The organism is Myxococcus sp. RHSTA-1-4, from assembly GCF_020037125.1.
GTDB lineage: Bacteria > Myxococcota > Myxococcia > Myxococcales > Myxococcaceae > Myxococcus.
Genome location: NZ_JAIQDG010000017.1, coordinates 1 through 19,148 on the forward strand (window position 1 = coordinate 1; position 19,148 = coordinate 19,148).

General features: G+C 73.3%; 8 protein-coding genes. 7 read left to right on the forward strand and 1 reads right to left on the reverse strand.

Going from position 1 to position 19,148, the window contains the following annotated elements; all coding sequences use genetic code 11:
• A partial coding sequence (locus tag K8638_RS22685; RefSeq protein WP_223756680.1) for an RHS repeat-associated core domain-containing protein occupies positions 1-3,558 on the forward strand: 3,558 nt, incomplete at its 5' end.
• Between the two features lie 10 nt (positions 3,559-3,568).
• Complete coding sequence (locus tag K8638_RS22690) at positions 3,569-3,967, forward strand: hypothetical protein (protein ID WP_223756681.1); 399 nt, start codon at positions 3,569-3,571, stop codon at positions 3,965-3,967.
• Positions 3,968-4,036: 69 nt separating this feature from the next.
• On the opposite strand, the gene K8638_RS22695 is transcribed toward K8638_RS22690, so the two are convergent.
• Positions 4,037-6,610 carry a protein kinase gene (locus K8638_RS22695; RefSeq protein ID WP_223756682.1) on the reverse strand — a complete coding sequence of 858 codons (2,574 nt, stop codon included), beginning with the start codon at positions 6,608-6,610 and terminating at the stop codon, positions 4,037-4,039.
• Between the two features lie 155 nt (positions 6,611-6,765).
• Between K8638_RS22695 and K8638_RS22700 the strand changes: the two genes are divergently transcribed.
• The 5 genes from K8638_RS22700 (at position 6,766) to K8638_RS22720 (ending at position 19,024) form a co-directional block, all read left to right on the forward strand.
• Positions 6,766-16,317, forward strand: a complete 9,552-nt coding sequence (locus tag K8638_RS22700) for a flagellar hook-length control protein FliK (RefSeq protein WP_223756683.1) — start codon at positions 6,766-6,768, stop codon at positions 16,315-16,317.
• 20 nt (positions 16,318-16,337) lie between these two features.
• The gene (locus K8638_RS22705; RefSeq protein ID WP_223756684.1) at positions 16,338-16,943 is read left to right on the forward strand and encodes a hypothetical protein; all 606 of its coding nucleotides are present in this window, start codon (positions 16,338-16,340) and stop codon (positions 16,941-16,943) included.
• Positions 16,943-17,635 carry a 7-cyano-7-deazaguanine synthase QueC gene (queC, locus tag K8638_RS22710; RefSeq protein WP_223756685.1) on the forward strand — a complete coding sequence of 231 codons (693 nt, stop codon included), beginning with the start codon at positions 16,943-16,945 and terminating at the stop codon, positions 17,633-17,635. The genes K8638_RS22705 and queC overlap by 1 nt, the downstream gene beginning before the upstream one ends.
• Positions 17,632-18,306, forward strand: a complete 675-nt coding sequence (gene ddpX, locus K8638_RS22715; RefSeq protein ID WP_223756686.1) for a D-alanyl-D-alanine dipeptidase — start codon at positions 17,632-17,634, stop codon at positions 18,304-18,306. Before queC ends, ddpX begins: the two co-directional genes overlap by 4 nt.
• A gap of 100 nt (positions 18,307-18,406) precedes the next feature.
• On the forward strand, positions 18,407-19,024 hold the full coding sequence (locus K8638_RS22720) for a carboxypeptidase-like regulatory domain-containing protein (RefSeq protein WP_223756687.1): 618 nt from the start codon (positions 18,407-18,409) through the stop codon (positions 19,022-19,024).
• Positions 19,025-19,148 lie beyond the last annotated feature (124 nt).

Consider the following 19,148-nt stretch of genomic DNA (forward strand, 5'->3'; position numbering starts at 1 on the left):
AGTGGCTGGCACGCGTACGGGCTGGGCAGCATCAGCGCCGATGGCCGCCAGGTGATTCCGGATGAGGGCGTGGCGCTCTACGGCTTCGTGGGCGCTGGCTTCAGCAACCCCGATGCTCCGCCTCCTCCTCCGGGCCCTCCGTGCAACTCGGAGTGCTGCTCGGGTGGCGGCGGTGGTGGCGGCGGTGGTGGCGGCGGCGGTGGTGGCGGCGGCGGCGGTGGTGGTGGCGGTGACTGCGGCGGCGGGTCGGCGGGCGAGCCAGGCAGTTCGACGGGCGGAGACCCCGTCATGCTCGCTTCCGGTCAGCTCATCACCATGGATGTGGACCTCTCCGTTTCGGACATCGTCCCCATCCGGGTGGAGCGCACCTACCGCTCCCTGGACCTCACGCGGCGGCAGTTCGGCGTCGGCATGACGTTCAACTACGAGCAGTTCCTCTGGAGGCCCACGACCGGCTTTACGCAGTACGAGCTGGTCAATCCCGACGGTACGCGCGTCCGCTATGACCGCACCTCTCCGGGCACGAACTACCCGGAGGCGGTATTCGAGACGACGTATCCGGGCCCGTGGTCAGGCTCGCGCATCACCTTCAACGCGCGGCTGTCGGGCTGGGACCTGACGTTCCGCGACGGGCGCCGCTGGTCATTCAACCATGCGCACCGGCTGGCCGAGGTGGCGGACCGCTTCGGCAACGTGCTGACCATCACCCGCCAGAGCGGGACTTCGGGCCCCATCACCCGCATCGACGGGCCGTCCGGGCGCTGGGTGGAGTTCACCATTGGCACCAACTCCGTGGCCACGCAGGCCAAGGACAGCGGTGGCCGTATCGTCACGTACACGTACGACACCGCTGGGCGCCTGCTTCAGGTGACGGACGCGGCGGGCGGCACGCGCAAGTACACCTACAACGCGTCCAACTACCTCGAGACGATTACCGACGAGGAGAACCGGCTCGTCGTCAGCAACGAGTACGGCGCCAAGGGCCGAGTGTCGAAGCAGACGCTCGCGGACGGCAGCACCTTCGAGTTCACGTACTCGGTGGTGGCCGACGTCCAGTGCTTCCCCAACGGAGCCTGCAACGTGCGGGATGGCGAGCAGGTCATCAGCACGGACGTGAAGGACCGCTCGGGCCAGGTGCGGCGGGTGGTCTTCAACTCGGGCTCCATCGTCCAGGACATCTATCCCCTGGGCACGCCCGAGCAGCGGGTGACGACCTTCGAGCTGTCGCCGTCCAACGGCCGCCTCATGGCAAGGACGGACTCGTTGGGCCGGCGCACCGAGTATACCTATGACGCGCGTGGCAAGATTACGCGGGTGACAAGCCTGGCCGGTACGGCCAATGCCGTTTCGACGGACTACACGTACACGGCACAAAGCCAGATTGCCAGCATGGAGGACTCGCTCGGTCACAGGAGTGTCTTCCATTATGACGAGCGCGGCCAGCTCTCGATGTACGAGGATGCCACCGGCCGGCGTGTCGACTACACGTACGACTCGCAGGGGCGGTTGCTCTCGGTGCGTGTGGGCCCGGACGAGTCGCTGACGTACACCTACGAGGGGGCTGACCTCATCGCGGTAACGGATGCAAGCAATCGCACGACACAGTTCGCCCGCGATGCGCTTGGGCGAATGATCAGCCGCCGGAGTCCCGGTGGTCAGGTGGACCGATACGAGTATGATGCGCGGGACCGGCTCATCAAACACACCAACCCGCTCGGCCACTCCGCGACCTTCCAGTACGACAAGACGGGCCGTGTCACCCTTATCAAGGGGCCTCGGGGAGAGGAGACGAGCTATGCCCACAACAACATGGGGTTGGTTGCCGAGCGGGTGGACCCCATGGGGCGCAGGGAGGTCTTCAGCTACGACACGGCGGGGCGGTTGAAGTCCTTCAAGGACCGGAAGGGGCAGGTGACTGGCAGGAGCTACGATTCCGCGGGACGAATCGTGCTGGTGGGCTTTGGTGCGACCGCGACAAGTCCCGAGGCGTACACCAATAGCATCGCCTACGAATACGACGCTGTCGGGCGCGTGGTCCGCGCCGAGGACAGTCTGGGACCCGTCGTCACTCGCGTGTATGACGGCTTCGACCGGGTTCTGGAGGAGAATGCTCCCAATGGAATCGTGACCTATACCTACGATTCCGTTGGCCGGCTGACGAGCCTCTCGGCCACCGGGCAGGCGCAGATTACCTACGGGTACGATGCGGCGGACCGGATGACGAGCATCACCCAGGGAGGCCGCACGGTGTCATTCACCTACGATGCCGCGGGCCGGCGCGCGTCCACCGTGCTCCCGGGAGGGCTGTCCCAGCACTACTTCTATGACGTGGTTGGCAGGGTTGAGCGCATCGAGTACATGAGTGGTGAGACCCAGATAGGGAACCTCACCTATGGGTACGACGTCGCTGACAACCGCATCTCCATCGGTGGGACCTTTGCACGTACCGGGCTTCCCGCTGCGATGTCGGGGGCGTCCTACGACGCGGCGAGCCAGTTGTTGACCTGGCAGGGGCGCGCCTTTACCCATGACGCGAATGGAAATGTCACGTCGGATGGGCTCAAGACGTACACCTGGGACTCCCGTAATCAACTGGCCGAGCTGAGCACCAGCTCCGGACTCCTCGCGGAGTTCGGTTACGAGCCCACGGGACGGCGCCTGAACAAGACTGTCTCGGGTATCTCGACGGCCTATCTCTACAGCGGCGCCAACTTCATCCAGGAGCAGAGCGGTGGTGTGACGACCAGCCTCCTCACCGGTCTTGGCATGGATGAGGTGTACAGCCGCGTGACCCCCACGGGCTCGCGGGACTTCCTCACCGACGCGTTGGGCTCAACAGTCGCGCTCTCCGATGGAACGGGGGCGGTCGCGGCCGAGTATACCTACGAGCCCTACGGTGCGTCGGCGCAGACGGGCAACGCCGCGGGGAACACACAGACGTTCACGGGGCGCGAGGACGACGGCACCGGCCTGTTCTACTTCCGCGCGCGCTACTACGATTCGAGTCTTGGCAGGTTCCTGCAGCCGGAGCCCATCGCCGCTGCGCCTCAGAGCCATCTGGGCTACGCAATGCTGGGACAGTCGCTCCCCACCTATGCGTATGCGACGAACAACCCCCTGTCTCTCAAGGACCCAACCGGGCTTGATGCGTATCGGTGCATGAAGCCGCTGGATGCATTGCGCGGTTTGGGTGGAGGGAGCTCGCCGAGTTCGCGGAGGAGCTACGACTGGCTCTCGTTCATGAATCCGTTGCTGTCCAGTCCCCTCAATGACCTCTATCACGAGTATTTTTGTGTGACGGGTCCCACCGGGAAGCTCGAGTGCTTTGGAAAGAGCTCCGTGGGCGAGAAGCCCTTCGCTCCTGGGGCCCCGTCGACGGATGAGTTCAATCCGCAGCGGTGCGATGCAGTCCCCGATACGAACGCGTGCTACGAGTCTTGTATGTACGAGTTTGGAAAGGACGAGTCGAACCTGGGCTACTACTCGGTGGGCTTCCGCGATTGCCAGGAGTACGTTGGCTACGGGAACCGGCTGTGCCGGAGGAAGTGCAACATGTGAGGAGGGTGTCGTGGCCCGGCTCCGAGTCTCGTGGCTGATGGTGCTGCTTCTTGCCTGTGTCGAGAGGCAGCCGGGCCTGCGGTGGGTGGTCCCCGAGCGATTCAATGGATGTGTCTGGATGGAGTTCCAGGTCGCCGGGGCACCCCCATTGCCTCTGGAGGAGGGCAAATACACCATTGTCGTGCCAGAGCAGGGGGGCTCGCTTCAAACCTCCACCCGTCCGGAGTGGGGGGAGGGTTTGAGGTCCGAGTACTGGCGGCAGGCGGGGGCCCTCCGCGAGCGCATCCAGCCGTCCTGCCACGGCTCTACCACCTCCCACGTGGAGCGAGGGACAGTGGAAGTCGCCAGGTGCTTCGGGAAGGTGTCGAAGCTGGACTGCGAGAAAGCGAAGAACGCCGTTCCGAGGTGACTCCCGAGGCGCCATCGCGCTTCGGGCGTCACGTCACTCCTTGATGAGCCCGGAGACGGGCCGCCGCCATCAGTCGCCCTTCTTCTTGAGCTTCTTGATGGCGGCGGCGGCCTCGTCATGGCCGCAGTCCCCATTGCTGAAGAGGCCGCCCTTCTCGCGCGGCTGCTCCGTCAGCCGGGTGAGCGCGCCGATGGCATCCGTGTCGCCCAGGGCCGCCAGCCGGCGCGCCGCCTGCCGCCGGACCTCGCAGTTCTTCGACTCCAGCGCCGTCTCGTAGGCGTCCACCAGGTCCACGCCGTCCGCGGCCTTGGCGAACTCCAGGTAGCGCAACGCGCCCCACTGGCGCGGGGAGGCTTCCTCCTCCGCCAGGTCCTCGAAGTACCCGAGGACCCGCTGCCTGGGGAGGCTGCCCAGCACCTTCCGCAGGCCCGAGTCGCCTTCGTCGTTCCCGAAGTCCTCGGCCAGCCCGTCGAGCACCAGGTCTTCCACGTCCGCGCGCCCGTCCTCATCCAGCGCCTGGAGCTGTGAGTGCTCCTTGTCGTGCTCCCCGTACGCATGGAGCACCGCCGCGCGGGCCCGCCGGATGGAGGGCTCCTTCTGCTCGTCGTCGGGGACCTTCTTCAGCCGCGCCAGGGCTTCGTCCTTCTGGCCCTCTTCCAGCAACGCCAGGATTCGCGCGCCCGGGGCATTCAGCGACACCCACCACGTCACGCCCCCGCCCAGCACCGCCACGGCGCCCACGAGCATCGCCAGCCGGCGCGGCTCCCTGCGCAGTGCCGCCCCCCACTCGGGCAGCCGCTCCTTCACGAGTCGCGTGCTGTCGCGCAACCGCTCCTTCGCGGAGAGGGCCGCCGTGCCCGTGCCGGCGGCAGAGAGCGCTCCCTTCACCCGGCTCAGCAGCGGCCCCAGCTTCGCGCCCACGCCGTTGGGAGGATTGAAGCGGTCGCCAAAGGGCGGGCCCTCCGCCGCGCGCTGGCAGCGGTAGAGCTGGAGCTGCTCCTCGCGGCCGGGCAGGGTGATGGTGCCGCACGGCTCGGCCGTGGCCTCCGCGCGGTTGCGCGCCAGGTTCACCGCCTCGGTGAAGGTGACTTCGTCCGCGGCGGCCACGTGCTCCACCGACTCCACCACCTCCATGGGCTCGCCCAGCACCGTGTCCGCCGTGACGAGCACCTCGCCCGCGTGCAGGCACACCCGCACGTGGAGCTGCTCCTCCGGCGGCACCGTCTGGTTGTGGCGCCACAGCCGGTCCTGCATGGCCATGCCGCACAGCACGCCCGCGGTGGGGGAGCGGAACACCACCAGCAGCGCGTCCCCGCGCTTCTGAATCAACCGGCCCTCGTGCTCCTTCACCAGGGGCATGAGCAGCCGGTCATGCGTCTCCAGCATCCGCGCGTTCTCTTCGTGCGTCTGCCGGCTGGTGCGCTCGGTGAAGCCCCGGATGTCCGTGAGCATCACCGTCAGGTTCTGCGGCTTCACCACCGGCGCGCCGCCCGCCACCGAGGCCACGCCGCCGGACTGCCGCGTCCCGAAGACCGCCGTCCCCGTGCGCATCGCCACGGGCATCGGTCCGGAGCCGGCCGGGCCCGTCCCGTACGCACCGCCCACGCCAAAGGCCGCCGTGCCACTGCCCTGCGCGGGCGCCGTCGCCGGAGCGCCCCCCGCGAACACGGCGGTTCCGCTCGGCCCCGCGGCCGCCGGTGCACCCTCTCCTCCAGCGAAGACGGCGGTACCCGAGGAGGGCGTGCCCGGCTGCGGCACGTAGACGGGCGTACCGAGGCCGGGCGTGAAGGCGGAGAGGGCCGAGTGCGCCGCGGCCAGCGCATCCGCCAGTTCGTGCGCGCTCTGCGGCCGCTTCGCCGGGTCCTTCTCCAGCAGGCGCATCACCAGCGACAGCAGGCCGACGTAGCGCGACAGCGAGGGCGCCGCCCGGTCCAGCGGCAGCGGCGCGTGTGAGGCGTGCTGCGCCAGGAAGTGGCGCGGCGAGGGCCCGTCGAAGGGCAGCCGCCCGGCCAGCACGCGGTACATCAGCACGCCGAAGGAGTACAGGTCGCTGCGCGTGTCCACCTTCGCGCCCACCGCCTGCTCCGGGGACAGGTACTCCGGCGTGCCCAGCACCACGCCCACCTGGCTGACGGCGCTACCGGCCTCGGGCTCCACCAGCCGGGCGATGCCGAAGTCCAGGAGCCGCGCCTGCTCGCCCCTCGCGCCCGGGGCGATGAAGACGTTCTCCGGCTTCAGGTCCCGGTGGATGATGCCCTTGTCGTGGATGGCGGCCAACCCCTCCGCCAGTTGCTGCAGCAACGGCAGCGCGCGGCCCGGCGGCATGGGGCCGGGGAGGAGCACGTCGTAGAGGCTCTGCCCCTCCACGAACTCCATGACGAGGCAGGCGTGGTCCCCGGACTCGCCGAAGTCGACGATGTGCACCACCGACGGGTGCTCCACGGCGGACAGGAGGCGGGCCTCCCGCTTGAAGCGCTCGGCCATGCCGGCCTGCGCGTGCAGGTCCTGGTGCAGGACCTTGATGGCCACCTTGCGCCCCAGGGAGACCTGCTCCCCCAGGTACACCTCGCCCATACCGCCCGAGCCCAGGGGACGGAGAACCCGGAAGCGACCTTCGAGGACGAGGGAGTCGGGGGCCAACACGTCCCACGCATATAGTCCGACTCCAGGGCAGGGCGCATGTCGTTCCTGCACTGCGTCTTGCAGGTGCCATCACGCCTCGTTGCCTGCTCCACAAGCGGGGGGATTGTCAGAAATTTCGAGGGCTTGGAGGGCGTGGTACCTTCGCGCTCTCCGCGATGGCTACCGACAGCGACTCTTCCAAGCCCGCCGCGGCGCAGGAAACGCGCGCCGCCGCCCCCGAGCTGCGCCTGCTGGACCGCAGGGCCTTCGTGGGCTTTCCGGCGTTGGAGGTGCTGCCGGGCCTGCGCATCTCCGACTTCGCGCTCCAGATTCCGGACGTCAGCTTCCCCTTCAACGTCAGCGCCGGCGCCACGCGCTACCAGCGCAAGAAGCTGCACTTCGGCTTCCTGGAGCTGTCCGTCGACGCCGACCTGGTGACGCGCAAGGTGGCGGAGCTGGCCGGGCGGCTGGCCGGCATCGAGGAGCTGCGGCTGCACTTCCGCCCCGGGTACCTGGAAGGTCAGGGCCGCCTCCCCGCACCGGAGCGCACGCCCTTCACCTTCAAGGTGGCCTTCGACGCGGACGGGGAGCGGCTCGCCGTCTATCTCTACGACGTGCGCCTGTACGGCTTCTCCTCCACACCCTCCGTGCAGGTGCCGGGGCTGCTGGCCACCGCCGTGGGCGCGCTGGGGCTGGTGCCGGACGTGGAGGTGCGCGGCGCCACCGGCTTCTCCACGCGCGTGCTGCCGGCGCTGTGCCAGCTCGCGGCGGTGAGCCGTGGGTACAAGATGCCCTCGCTGGACACCGCGCGCCTGTCCGCGGCGGAGGTGTCCAGCACCGGCCTGCGTCTGCGCTTCGCCGCCGGGGGCCTGCCTCCGCCGGCCGCGCCGGACGAGGAGCTGATGCTCGCGCTGGAGGGCGCTCGCGCCTTCGCGGACGCGGAGAACCTCGTCGCCCAGGGCCGGCTCGCCGACGCGCGCCAGGCGTACCTCCAGGCCGGGGACGCGCAGGACGCGCACCCCTTCGCCGCCGAGCGCCTGCTGTCGCTGCTCGTGGCGGACCCGCAGGCGCACGACCTCGCGCTGGACGTGGCGGCCACCCTCCAGCGCCGCAGGGACCGCAGCCCCGCCGCCCTCTGGGGCGAGGCCGTGGTGCGCGAGCGCCGCGGTGAGGGTGCCCGCGCCGCCGAGCGCTACCTCGCGCTGTGCGCGCTGGCCCGCCGCACCTCGGAGGAGGCCGCGGCCTTCTACGCCGCCGAGGCCGCCGCCCGCTGCTCGCGCGATACCGCGCCCCAGGTGGCGGTGAAGGCGCTTCACGAACTGCTGGGCCTCAAGCCGGACCACCTGCCGTCCCTCAAGGCGCTGGCGCGTGCCTCCGACCAGGCCCGTGACAGGGCCGGCGCGGTGCGGGCCTACCGCCGGCTGGCGGCGCTGGCTCGCGACCCGGCCGAGGCCGCGGACGCGCACGTGCACCTCGCCCGGCTGTGCGCTCAGACGGAGGACGACGTCGCCGGCGCACGGCTGCACTGCGAGGCCGCGCTGCGGCTGGCCCCGGACCACCCGGACGCGCTGCTGCTCCTGGGCGAGCTGTGCCACCGAGGTGGTGAGCACCTGCGCGCGATGAAGGCGCTGGACCGCCTGCGCGAAGTCTCCATGGCCCGGCACGAGCTGGACCGGGTGGGCCATGCGGACCTGCTGGCCGGCCGCGTGTGGGAAGAGGGCCTGAAGCAGCCGGACAACGCGCTGTTGCGCTACCGCGAGGCGGTGTCGCTGCTGCCCGGCGAGCCGGAGCCGCTGTTCGCCGCCGCGCGCGTGGCGGAGTCGCTGGGGCGCCTGCAGGAGGCGCTCGCCGGCTACCAGCAGGCGCTGGAGCTGGCGGGGCCCGCGCCGCGCTCGGAAGGGGTGCGCCATGCCGCGCACGCCAGCCACCACGCGCTGGCGCGCCTGTACCGCACGCGGCTGGGAGACCCGGCGCGCGCCCGCGAGCACCTGGAGGCCGCGCTGGCGCTGGACCCGCGCGACGCGGTGGCGCTCGAGGAGCTGATTCCGTACTTCCGCGTCACCGGCCGCGGGCAGGAGCTGGCCGAGGCGCTGGAGAAGGCCGCCGCCCTCCAGGAGGAGCCCGGCAAGCGCGCCACCCTGTGGGCGGAGGCCGGTGAGCTGTACCGAGGCAAGCTGCAGGCGCCGGAGAAGGCCGAGCGCCTGCTGTTGCTCGCGCTGGAGGCGGACGGCGACCACCGGCCCGCGCTGGAGTCGCTGCTGGCGCTGGCCGAGGCGCGGCGCGACGGGCCGCTCCTGACGCGGTGCCTGTCCTCGCTGGCGCGGCTGGCCGAGGAGGTCAAGGACCGCGCGCAGAAGTACCGCCGCCTCGCGGTGGCCGCGCGCGACCTGGCCTTCGACCTGGACCTCGCGGTGCACGCCCTCCAGGAGGTGCTGCGCGCGGAGCCGGACGATTTGCCCGCCCTGGGCGAGCTGTGCGCCTTGCAGCGCAAGCGCGCGGACATGGCGGGGCTGGCCTCGGCGCTGGAGGTGCGCGCGCGGGTGGCGGAGACGCAGGGCGACAAGCGGCTCGCCGCCGCGGCGCTGCGCGAGCTGGCCGGAGTGCTGGAGGCCCGCCTGGGCCGCGTGGGCGACGCGCTGGTGGCGCTGGAGAAGGCCGCGAGGCTGGCGCCGGACGCCGCCGTGCTGCTGGACCTCGCGGACCTGTCGCTGCGCTGCGAGCGCCCCGAGCACGCCCGGCGCGCGCTGGAGGCGCTGCTGTCCACGCTGCCCCGCACGGCGGCGCCGGAGAAGCTGGCGGACGTGCGTGCCCGGCTGGGCCGCGCGTGCGAGATGCTGGGCGACCGCGAGGGCGCCATCGCCGCCTACGCGCAGGCCTTCCCGCTGCGCCGGCTGGACGATGCGCTGGCCGCGCGCCTGGAGGCCCTCTACACGGAGGCCGGCGAGACGCAGGCCCTGGCCGAGCTGTGGGCCAACCGCGCCCAGGCGCTGATGGGCGCGGACCGCGCGGAAGAAGCCGCGCCCCTCTTCCTCCAGAGCGCCCGCGCGCTGCTGGAGCGCGGCGAGAAGGCCTCCGCGCTGCTGCGCCTGACGGCGGCCCTGGAGGCCAGCCCGCAGGGCCCGCTGGCCGCCGAGGTGCTGGAGTCGCTGGCCGAACTGGAGCTGGAGCGCGGCGAGAAGCTGGAGGCCGCCCGGCTGTACGCGCGCCGCGCCGCGCTGGTGCCGGACGCGCGCGCAGGGGCGAAGCTGCTCTACCGCGCCTCGCTGCTGGCGGCGGGGACGAGCCGCGAGGAGGCCTTCCTCGCCGAGGCGCTGGAGCGTGACGCTTCCTTCGCTCCCGCGCGCCAGCGCCGGGGCGAGCTGCGCCTGCCCACGGACGCCCGCGCCGCGCTGGAGGACTTCGAGGCCGTGCTGGCGCTGCCGCCGGTGGACGCGGACGCCCCGCGCGAGGCCGAGCGCATTGCCCTCACGCGCAAGGCCGCCACCGCCGCGGTGCGCGCGGGCCGCACGGACGCCGCGCGCCGCCTGCTGGCCGAGTACTGCGCCCGCGCGCCGGAGGACCTGGACTCCCGGCAGGAACTGGCCGCGCTGCATCGCAAGGCCGGCGCCCGCGAGGCCCTGGCGGACCTGCTGGTGGAGCTGTGGCCGCGCCTGTCCGGCGAGCCCCGCCGCGCCGCCCGCCGCGAGCTGGCGGAGCTGTCGCTGGCCCTGGGCCGCGCCACCGCCGCGGTGGACTCGCTGCGCAGCCTTCGGCTGGAGGAGCCCCACGACACGTGGGCGGCGCAGTCGCTGCTGGATTTGCTGCCCCCGCCGGGCACGGGCACTCCGGAGGAGGAGTCCGAGCGGCTGGAGCTGCTGGGCACCCTCGTGGCCGCCGCGTCGGGCGAGGCCCGGGCGGAGCTGCTCGCCCGCCGCGCCGTGCTCCACCGCGCCGCCGGCCGCGTGGCGCCCGCGCGTGATGATTTCTCCGAGGCCGCGAAGCTGTCCCGCCGTCCCGCGCCGCTGCTGCTCGCGCTGGCGGAGCTGGCCCGCGAGTCGGGCGACGAGGCCGCCGAGCTGGAGGTGTGGCGCAGCGCCGTCGCCGCTGACGCCAACCTCTCCACGCGCGCCCGCGAGCGCCTGCTGGCCCTGGCCGCCACGCTGATGGAGAAGGACGCGCGCGTGCCCGCTCGCGAGGCCCTGCGCGCCGCCATCGCCCTGGAGCCGCCCGCCGCCGAGCGCTGCGACGCCTTCTTCGCCCTGGCCGAGCTGGCCCACCGGGACGGGCAGCCGGACGAGGAGGCTGCCGCGCTCGCCGAGGCCGCCCGCCAGGGGCCGTCGCCCCGCCGCGTGGAGGCGCTGCTGGCGCGCGCCACGCTGCTCGAGGCGCGCGGACATATAAAGGATGCGGGGCAGAGCCTGGAGGCCGCGCTCGCCCTGGCGCCGCGCCACGCCCAGGCCACCGCCGCCCTCCAGCGCGTGCTGCGCGCCCAGGAGGACTGGGCCGCCCTGGCGGAGCTGCTCGCCGCCGAGGCGCCGCACACGCCGCCCGCCGAGGCCACCGCGATGTACGCGGAGCTGGCGGACCTCTACCTGGACCGCCTGGACCAGCCCGTCCCCGCCGAGGCCGCGCTGCGGCAGGCCCTGCGCCTGTCGCCGTCCGACGCGGTGGTGCGCCGCCGGCTGGTGTCGCTGGTGGCCGGCCGGGGCGAGCTGCGCGAGGCCGCGGCGCTGATGGAGACCGCCGCCGAGAGCGCCTCCGCCCAGGAGGCCGCCGCGCTGCTGCGCGAGGGCGCGGGCTACGCGCGGGGCGCGCAGGACTTGGACCGCGCGCTGAAGCTGGCGCGCAAGGCCCACGCGCTGGTGCCCGCGCGGGGCGCGGAGCTGGCGTCGCTGGCGGAGCTGCTCTACCTGCGCGGCGCGGTGCTGGAGGCGCTGCCGCTCCAGGACACGCTCGCGGCCGAGGCGGACTTCCGCGCCGCGCCGGACGCCGCCGAGGCCACGTGGCTGCGGCTGGGCGAGCTGGCCGAACAGGCCGGAGAGACGAAGCGCGCGGTGGCCGCGTACCGGAAGCTGCTCTCCGAGCGGCCCCTGTGCGAGCCCGCGGTGCAGCGGCTCGCCGCGCTGCTGGAGAAGGACGAGCCGCGCGGTGCCTTCGACGTGCTCGTCGCGTACGCCCGCGCGCTGCCGCCGTCCGAGGACACGGTGCCGCGGCTCGTCGCGCTGGCGGAGCGGGCCCGCGCGGCGCTGGCGGACGCGGGCGTCGCGGCCTCGCTGCTGTCGCGCGCGGCGGAGATGGCGAAGGAGCCGCTGCCGCTGAGGCGCCGGCTCGCCGCCCTCTACCGCGAGACGGGGCGCTCGCTGGAGCTGCTGTCCGAGCTGCGCCAGGTGGCCACCCTCAGCCTCCAGGCCGGGGATGAGGCCGCGGCGCTCGCCGCGTGGCGGGAAGAGGCCCGGCTCGCGGAGGACACCGGCCGCGCGGACGACGCGCTGCGGGCGCTGGCGGACGCGCGGGACGTGCTGGAAGCGCGTGGGCAGGCCGCCGAGGCCGCCGCGTGCGAGCGCCATCGCGCGGAGCTGCTGCGCGACGTGAAGCTGGACCCGGCCGCGTCGGAGGCCGCGCTGGAGCGGGCCTTCGGACTCGCGGCGGACCTGGGCACTGCGCGGCTGGGCGCGGGGCTGGCCGAGCGGCGCGACGACGCCGAGGCCGAGGCGCGCTGGCTGGAGCGCGCGCTGCCGCTGCTGGAGGACGCGAGGGAGGCCGCGACGCTGCGGCTGCGGCTGGCGCGGCTGCACCTGGGCGCGCTGGCGGACGTGGCGAAGGCGGAAGGCTTCCTGCGCGAGGCGCTGCGCGCGGACCGCACGCTGGAGGAAGCCGAGGCGCTGCTGGCGCGGCTGCTGGAAGACGACGGACGCCTGGCGGAGCTGGCGGCCTGGTACGAGGAGTGCGCGGAAGGCGAGGCGGACGCGGAGCGCCGCGCGGCGCTGCTCCAGCGCGCCGCCGTGCTGTACCGCGACAGGGCGGGGCGTCCGGACGCCGCCGCCGCCGCGTTCATCGCCGCCCGCGCCGCGCGCCCGGACGACCTGGAGCTGACGGCCCAGGCGGCGGAGTTGCTGCACGAGGTGAAGCGCCACGCGGACGCCGCCGAGTTCGACGCGGTGCTGCTGGAGGCGGACCCGTTCCGCGAGCCCATCTACACCCGCCACCTCGCCTTCCTGGAGGAGACGGAGGACCACCAGTCGCTCGCCGAGCTGATGCTGCGCCGGGCCCAGCGCCAGGAGGCCGCCGAGGCCGCGGAGAGCTACCTCGCCGCCGCCCGCGCCTTCCGCGCCGCCGGTGCCCGCGAGCGCGCGCTCCTGTGCGAGGACCAGGCCTTCGAGCTGAGCCCCGCGAGTGAAGAGGCCTTCGAGCGCGTGCGCGAGCGCGCGGCCGGAGACGTGCGCCGGCTGGCGGAGCTGCTGGCCCAGCGCGCCGCGGCCCTGCCCGCACCCCTGGCGCTGCCGCTGCTGCGCGAGCGAGCGAACACGCTGCTGGAGGCGGGCGAGGCGCTGCTGGCCGCCGAGGCCTTCGACGAGTACCTCGCCCGCGCGGGGAACGACGACGTGGAGGCGCTGTCCGCGCGCGCGGAGCTGGCCGCGAAGGGCGGTGGCCCCATCGCCGCGCGCCCGTATGACCGCCGCCTGCTGGACGTGGGCGGAGACGCGCTGCCGGTGCCGGTGCGCGCGCGCACGTGGCTGCGGCTGGGCCACGCCTCGCTGAGCGCGGGCGCGTTCCACGACGCGGCGGATGCCTTCGAGGCGGTGGTGGCGCTGGAGCCGGAGGGCGAGCGCGGCCGCGAGGCGCTGTCGCTGCTGGCGGAGGCCCACTCGCGCACGGGCAACGCGCCGGGCCTCTACAGGGCCTCGCTCCAGCTCGCGCGCCGGGCGGAGGACACCGCCACGGCCGAGGTGCTCTATCGCCGCGCGGCGGACCTCTTCGACGACCCGAGGGACGCCATCGACGCGCTGCTGCCCCTGGCGCGGCTGCGGCCCGCGGACGCCGCCGTCATCGACCGCGCGGTGGCGGGCCTGCGCGCCCTCGGCCGCCACGGGGACCTGCTGGACGTGTACGCGTCCGGCGCCGAGGCAGCGGGAGGCCAGCGTGCCGCGGAGCTGCTGCTGGCCGCCGCCTCCGTCGCCTCCGAGTCGCTGGCCGACGAGGACGAGGCCTGGGCCCTCACCCAGCGCGCGGCCGAGGCCGCTCCGGACAACCTCACGGCCCTCCGGGCGCTGGTGGACGGCCTGCGCAAGCGTGGCGAGTCCGCGCGGCTGCTGGAGGCGCTGGAGCGCCTGGTGCCTCGCGTGGAGGACGCGGACGAGGCGGCCGTGCTGCGGCTGGAGCAGGCCTCGCTCGCCCGCGCCGCCGGCCGGCGGGACGCGGCCCGCGAGGCGCTGGAGTCGGTGGTTGCACGCGGCGCTTCGGGCGCCGGCTACGCGGACGCGCTGGAGGCGCTGGAGAAGCTGCTGGGCGACGAGCCCGGACGCCGGGCCGAGGTGCAGGTGGCGCGCGCGGAGCTGGTGTCCGGCCGGGAGCGCCAGGTGCTGCTGATGGCCGCGGCGCGGGCCTTCGAGTCCGCCGGCCGGCTGCCGGACGCGCTGAAGGCGGCGAAGGCCGCGGCGGCGGTGGAGCCGGACGTGGACGCCGCGCTGCGCGTGGCTCACCTGTACCGGGCCTCGGGCGAGGCGCCCAACGCGGCGCGGGCGCTGCTCCAGGCGGCCCGGCTCGCGGCGCCGGAGGAGCGGCCGCCGCTGCTGCTGGAGGCGGCGGGCCTGTGGGAGAAGGCCGGCGAGCACGGCGAGGCGCTGGAGGTCATCGAGCGCATCGCCACCGAGGCGCCGGACATGCTGCCTCCGTCCGAGCTGGCGGAGCGCTTCGGCCGGCTGGGCGCCTTCGCCCGCGCGCTGGACGTGGGCTTCGCGCCCGCCATGGCCTCGGGCGACTACACGGACGCGCTGGCCATGGCCGCGCAGGCCGGAGATGCCGCCCGCACCCGCGAGGCGCTGTGGGCCCTGGCCGGGCTGCCGGACGCGGACCCCGCGCACGCCTCCGCCCTGGCGGACGGCCTGCGCGCGGAGGGCGACACGGAGGGGCTGCTGGAGCTGGCGGGCCTGTCCTCTGTCAGTGACGCCGCCTTCGCGGTGGCGCTGCGGGACGAGGTGCTCCGCTCGGAGAAGGCGCCGGTGCGCGCCCGCCTGCGCGCGCTGGAGGAGCTGTCGCCGGACGCCGGCTTCGCCGCCCGCCTCACGCTGTTGCTGCCCTCGCTGGCGAAGCTGCCGGAGGCGCTGGCCGAGGCGGTGCTGGCGAAGGTGCGCGCGCTGCCCGACGCCGCGCGGGTGGAGGCGCTGGCCATGGCGGCCGACGGCTGGCCCGCCCGGCGCAAGGCCCTGCTGCGCGAGCGGCAGTCCCTGGAGTTCACGCTGGGCCGCTTCGACGCCGCGGCGCAGACGCTGGCCCGGCTCATCGACGCCGAGGAGGACGCGCGCGAGCGCGCCGCCCTGCACCAGGAGCGCGGCGAGCTGCTGCTGAGCCCGCTGGACCGGCCGGACGAGGCCCGCGAGGCCTTCGAGAAGGCCCTGGCGGACGACGGCGCCCACCTGCCCGCGCTGTGGAACCTGCTGGCCCTGGTGGACGTGGCCGCCGAGCCCGCCGTCTTCGTGTCGCTGACGGAGCGGCTGGCGGTGGAGGAGGGGCCCGAGGCGTGCCTCCCGTACCGCGAGCGGCTGGCGGACGCCTACGAGGCGCTGGGCATGGTGGCGGACGCCGCCGCGCAGCTGGAGCTGCTGCCGGAGACGGAGGAGCGGCTGGCCCGCCGCGTCCGGCTGGCGGAGGAGCGCGGCCTCACCGGCGAGGCCCTGCGCCTGCGCGAGCGGCTCACGGACGAGCCCGCGGTGCTGGAGTCCATCCTCCGCGGCTACCTGGACGCGCAGCTCGTGTCGCCCGCGGCCCGGCTGGCCGAGCGGCTCTTCGACGCGGGCGTGCTGTCTCCGGAGGTCCTCCGGCTGTCGGCCGAGCGGCTCTCCCCGGCGCCCGAGGGCGCGGCGCTCGCGGTCCGTCTCTGGCCGGAGTTGCTGCGCGCACAGCCCCTGGATGTGGACGGGTGGACGCTCTACGCGGAGGCCCTGCGCGGGCTGGGCCGGGTGGAGGCCGCGGAGCGCGCGGACGGCCTCGCCGCGGCGCTGGACTCCAGCAGCGCGGCGGCGCGCATGGCGCCCCTCTCCGCGCTGCCGCTGCCTTCCGGCTTCCAGCACCCGGTGCCTCCCAACGCCGTCCCCGTGACGGCGGAGCGCTTCCCCCGGCTGGCCGCCGCGCTGCGGCCGATGCTGGCGTCGCTGGGCGCGGGCGGCCTGCGCGTGGTGGTGGACCCGGCGGGTGGCGTGGAGGCGTACCTCACCAGCCCCGAGGAGCTGGTGCTGGGCGCGGGCGCGCTGTCGTGCTTCGGCGCGGCGGAGCTGGGGTACCTGTGCGCGCTGGCGGTGGCGCTGGGCGAGGCCGGCGTGAAGCTGGCGCGGCCCGGCCCGGTGCCCGAGCTGGAGGCTGCCGCGGTGGCGGCCTTCCGGGCATGCCCGGCGTCGCTGGCGGCGGGGCGCGTGCTGGCGCGGCTGGATTCAGAGGTGCGCGGTGGTGACCCGGCGCAGGTGGAGGTGGGACTCGTGCTCGCCCGGGGTGGGACCTTCCGGGCGGTGGCCCTTTCCGTGCTCGACGGGGCATAGCCGTGTAGCTTTCCGGGCGCATGCACCTGAAGCGCCTTGCCCTCGCCGTCCTCCCCGCCGCGGCCGTGGCCGCGGCCATGGCCTGTTACTCGGACCCGGTGTACCCGGGTGACCAGGTCCTCGGCACCTTCCGCTTCGAGGCCCGGCTGGACCCCTCGCGGACCACCTGCGACGCCTCCGTGCCGGACTTCGCGCAGCTGGACGACGCGGGTGTCTTCCGCTTCGAGGGCACCTTCTCCCGCGACACCGACGCGGGCACCGGCTACTTCACGGTGCAGGGCTACTCGCGCGACGCGGGCTACGAGGGACAGACGGCCACGTCCACCCTCCGCGCCACCGCGCCCCGGGCCACGTGCGGCTCCGGCTGCGAGGACTCGTCGATTGAGGAGACGCTGAAGGTGATGCTCTTCAGCGACAGCCAGGCGCGCACCCTCAACCGCGACTGCCGCCAGCATGACGGCGGCATCCCCTCCGGCTCGGTGCCCGGCCCCACGGAGAACGGCTACGACGTGTCGCTGGCGTGCGGCACGCTGACGGACGTCTTCCTGCCCGGCTCCCGCAACTGCGATTGCCGGCCCACCACCTGCACCACGGCGTATACGGTGCAGGGAGAGCGGAGGGACTGATGGCGAAGCGTGCGGTGGTGTTGATTTCGGGCGGCCTGGATTCGACGACGTGCCTGGCCATGGCGAAGGCGAAGGGCTTCGAGCCGGTGTGCCTCGCCGTGGCCTATGGCCAGCGGCACGCGGTGGAGCTGGAGCAGGCGCGCAAGGTGGCCTCGGCCATGGGCGTGAAGGACTTCCGCATCGTGAGCATCGACCTGAGGCAGGTCGGCGGCTCGGCGCTCACCGCGGACATCGAGGTGCCCAAGGACCGGCCCGCGGATGAGATGAGCCACGGGATTCCCGTGACGTACGTGCCTGCGCGCAACGCGCTCTTCCTCTCGCTGGCGCTGGGGCTGGCGGAGGTGGTGGGCGCCACGGACATCTACATCGGCGTCAACGCGGTGGACTACAGCGGCTATCCGGACTGCCGGCCGGAGTTCATCCGCTCCTTCGAGGCGATGGCGAACCTGGCCACCAAGGCCGGCGTGGAGGGCGCGCGCTTCACGGTGCACGCGCCGCTGTCCGGCCTGGCGAAGGCGGACATCATCCGCGAGGGCGTGAAGCTCGGCGTGGACTATGGGCTGACGCACTCCTGCTACGACCCGGACCCCCAGGGCCGCGCGTGTGGGCGGTGTGACAGCTGCCTGCTGCGCAAGAAGGGCTTCCAGGAAGCCGGCGTGCCGGACCCCACGCGCTACGTGGAGGGGGCATGACGCCGCGGAACTGGACGGCGGTGGCGCTGGCGCTGGGGCTGTCCACGAGCGGCACGGTGCTCGCCCAGGACGCGGGGGCGCCGAAGGCGAGGGAGACGAAGCCCGCGAAGGCGAAGCACACGAAGTCCCTGGTGGAGGCCACCTCGGTGGTGCCGGACCTGGTGGAGGACCTGCGCTACGCGACGGAGGACAACTTCCTGAAGATGAAGGTGTACCCGGACACGGCGCGCTGCCTGCTGCTGCCGGAGTCCGCCGCGCGGCTGAAGAAGGCGGCGGACGTGCTGCGCCCGAAGGGCTACCGGCTGAAGGTGTACGACTGCTACCGGCCGCGCGCGGTGCAGTACGAGATGTGGAAGATCATGCCGGTGCCCGGCTACGTGGCGGACCCGCGCAAGGGCTCCAACCACAACCGGGGCGGGGCCGTGGACCTGACGCTGGTGACGCTGGATGGACAGGAGGTGGAGATGCCCACCGCCTTCGACACCTTCAGCAAGGAAGCGCACCACGGCTACCAGGGTGGCACCGAGGCCTCGCGCAAGCACCGCGAAATCCTGCGCGAGGTGATGGTGGGCGCGGGCTTCACCCTCAACCGCATGGAGTGGTGGCACTACGACCTGCCGGACGCGAAGACGCGGCCCGTGCTGGACGTGCCCTTCTCCGCGCCGAAGTAGCGACAGGGGGAGGGTTCCGTTCCATGACGGAACGATGACGAAGAACGGAGGCTCTCGTGGTCCGGGGAAGGCGCCGGCTGGGGAACATGGCGTCAACCCGATGAAACACGAGGTGGCCCACGTGAAGTCCTTCCCGCGCGGTTCCCTGTTGTGTGCGCTCCTGCTCGCCACCGTGGCGGCGGGCGCCGAGAGCTCCACGCTCATCGGCACCGTCGTCGACGGTGAGAGCCAGAAGCCGCTCGCGGATGTCCTGGTGGTGGCGACGTCGCTGGAGTTCGAGGGCGAGCGTGTCGTGGTGACCGACGCGCGGGGGAACTACAGCATCCCCGGGCTCCCGGCGGGGGCCTACGCCCTCCGGTTCGAGAAGGACCGCTACAAGGGCTGCACGCGCACGGACCTCCAGCTCCGGGTGAACCGGACCACCCGCCACGACGTGCGGCTGTTCTCCAAGGGCTCGAGTGGATGTGAGAGCACCGCGGGAGTCACCACCGACAGCGGCATCGACGCGCACATACACGAGGAGTTCATCAAGCACATCGTCGTGACGTGCTCATTCCACCGGCTCCTTCCCGGGTATTCCGGGACCGACGGCGTCCTCGCCAGGACTCCGTCGTGGATGCTCTCCCGCATGCCGGTGCTAGTCGCGGACGGCACGCCCCAGCTCGTCTACCGGGCCCCGTCGGCGGACCGGTGCAGCCCGGACTTCGGGACGCGGTGATGGACACTCTCGCCCATGCATGTCCACCCGGTGGGCAGGCGTCTCCCGGGGCTCCATGCCATGATGAAACCGTGATGATTGGCCGGCCTGGCTGCGGCACGCTGTGGGACCCTCTCAAGGACGG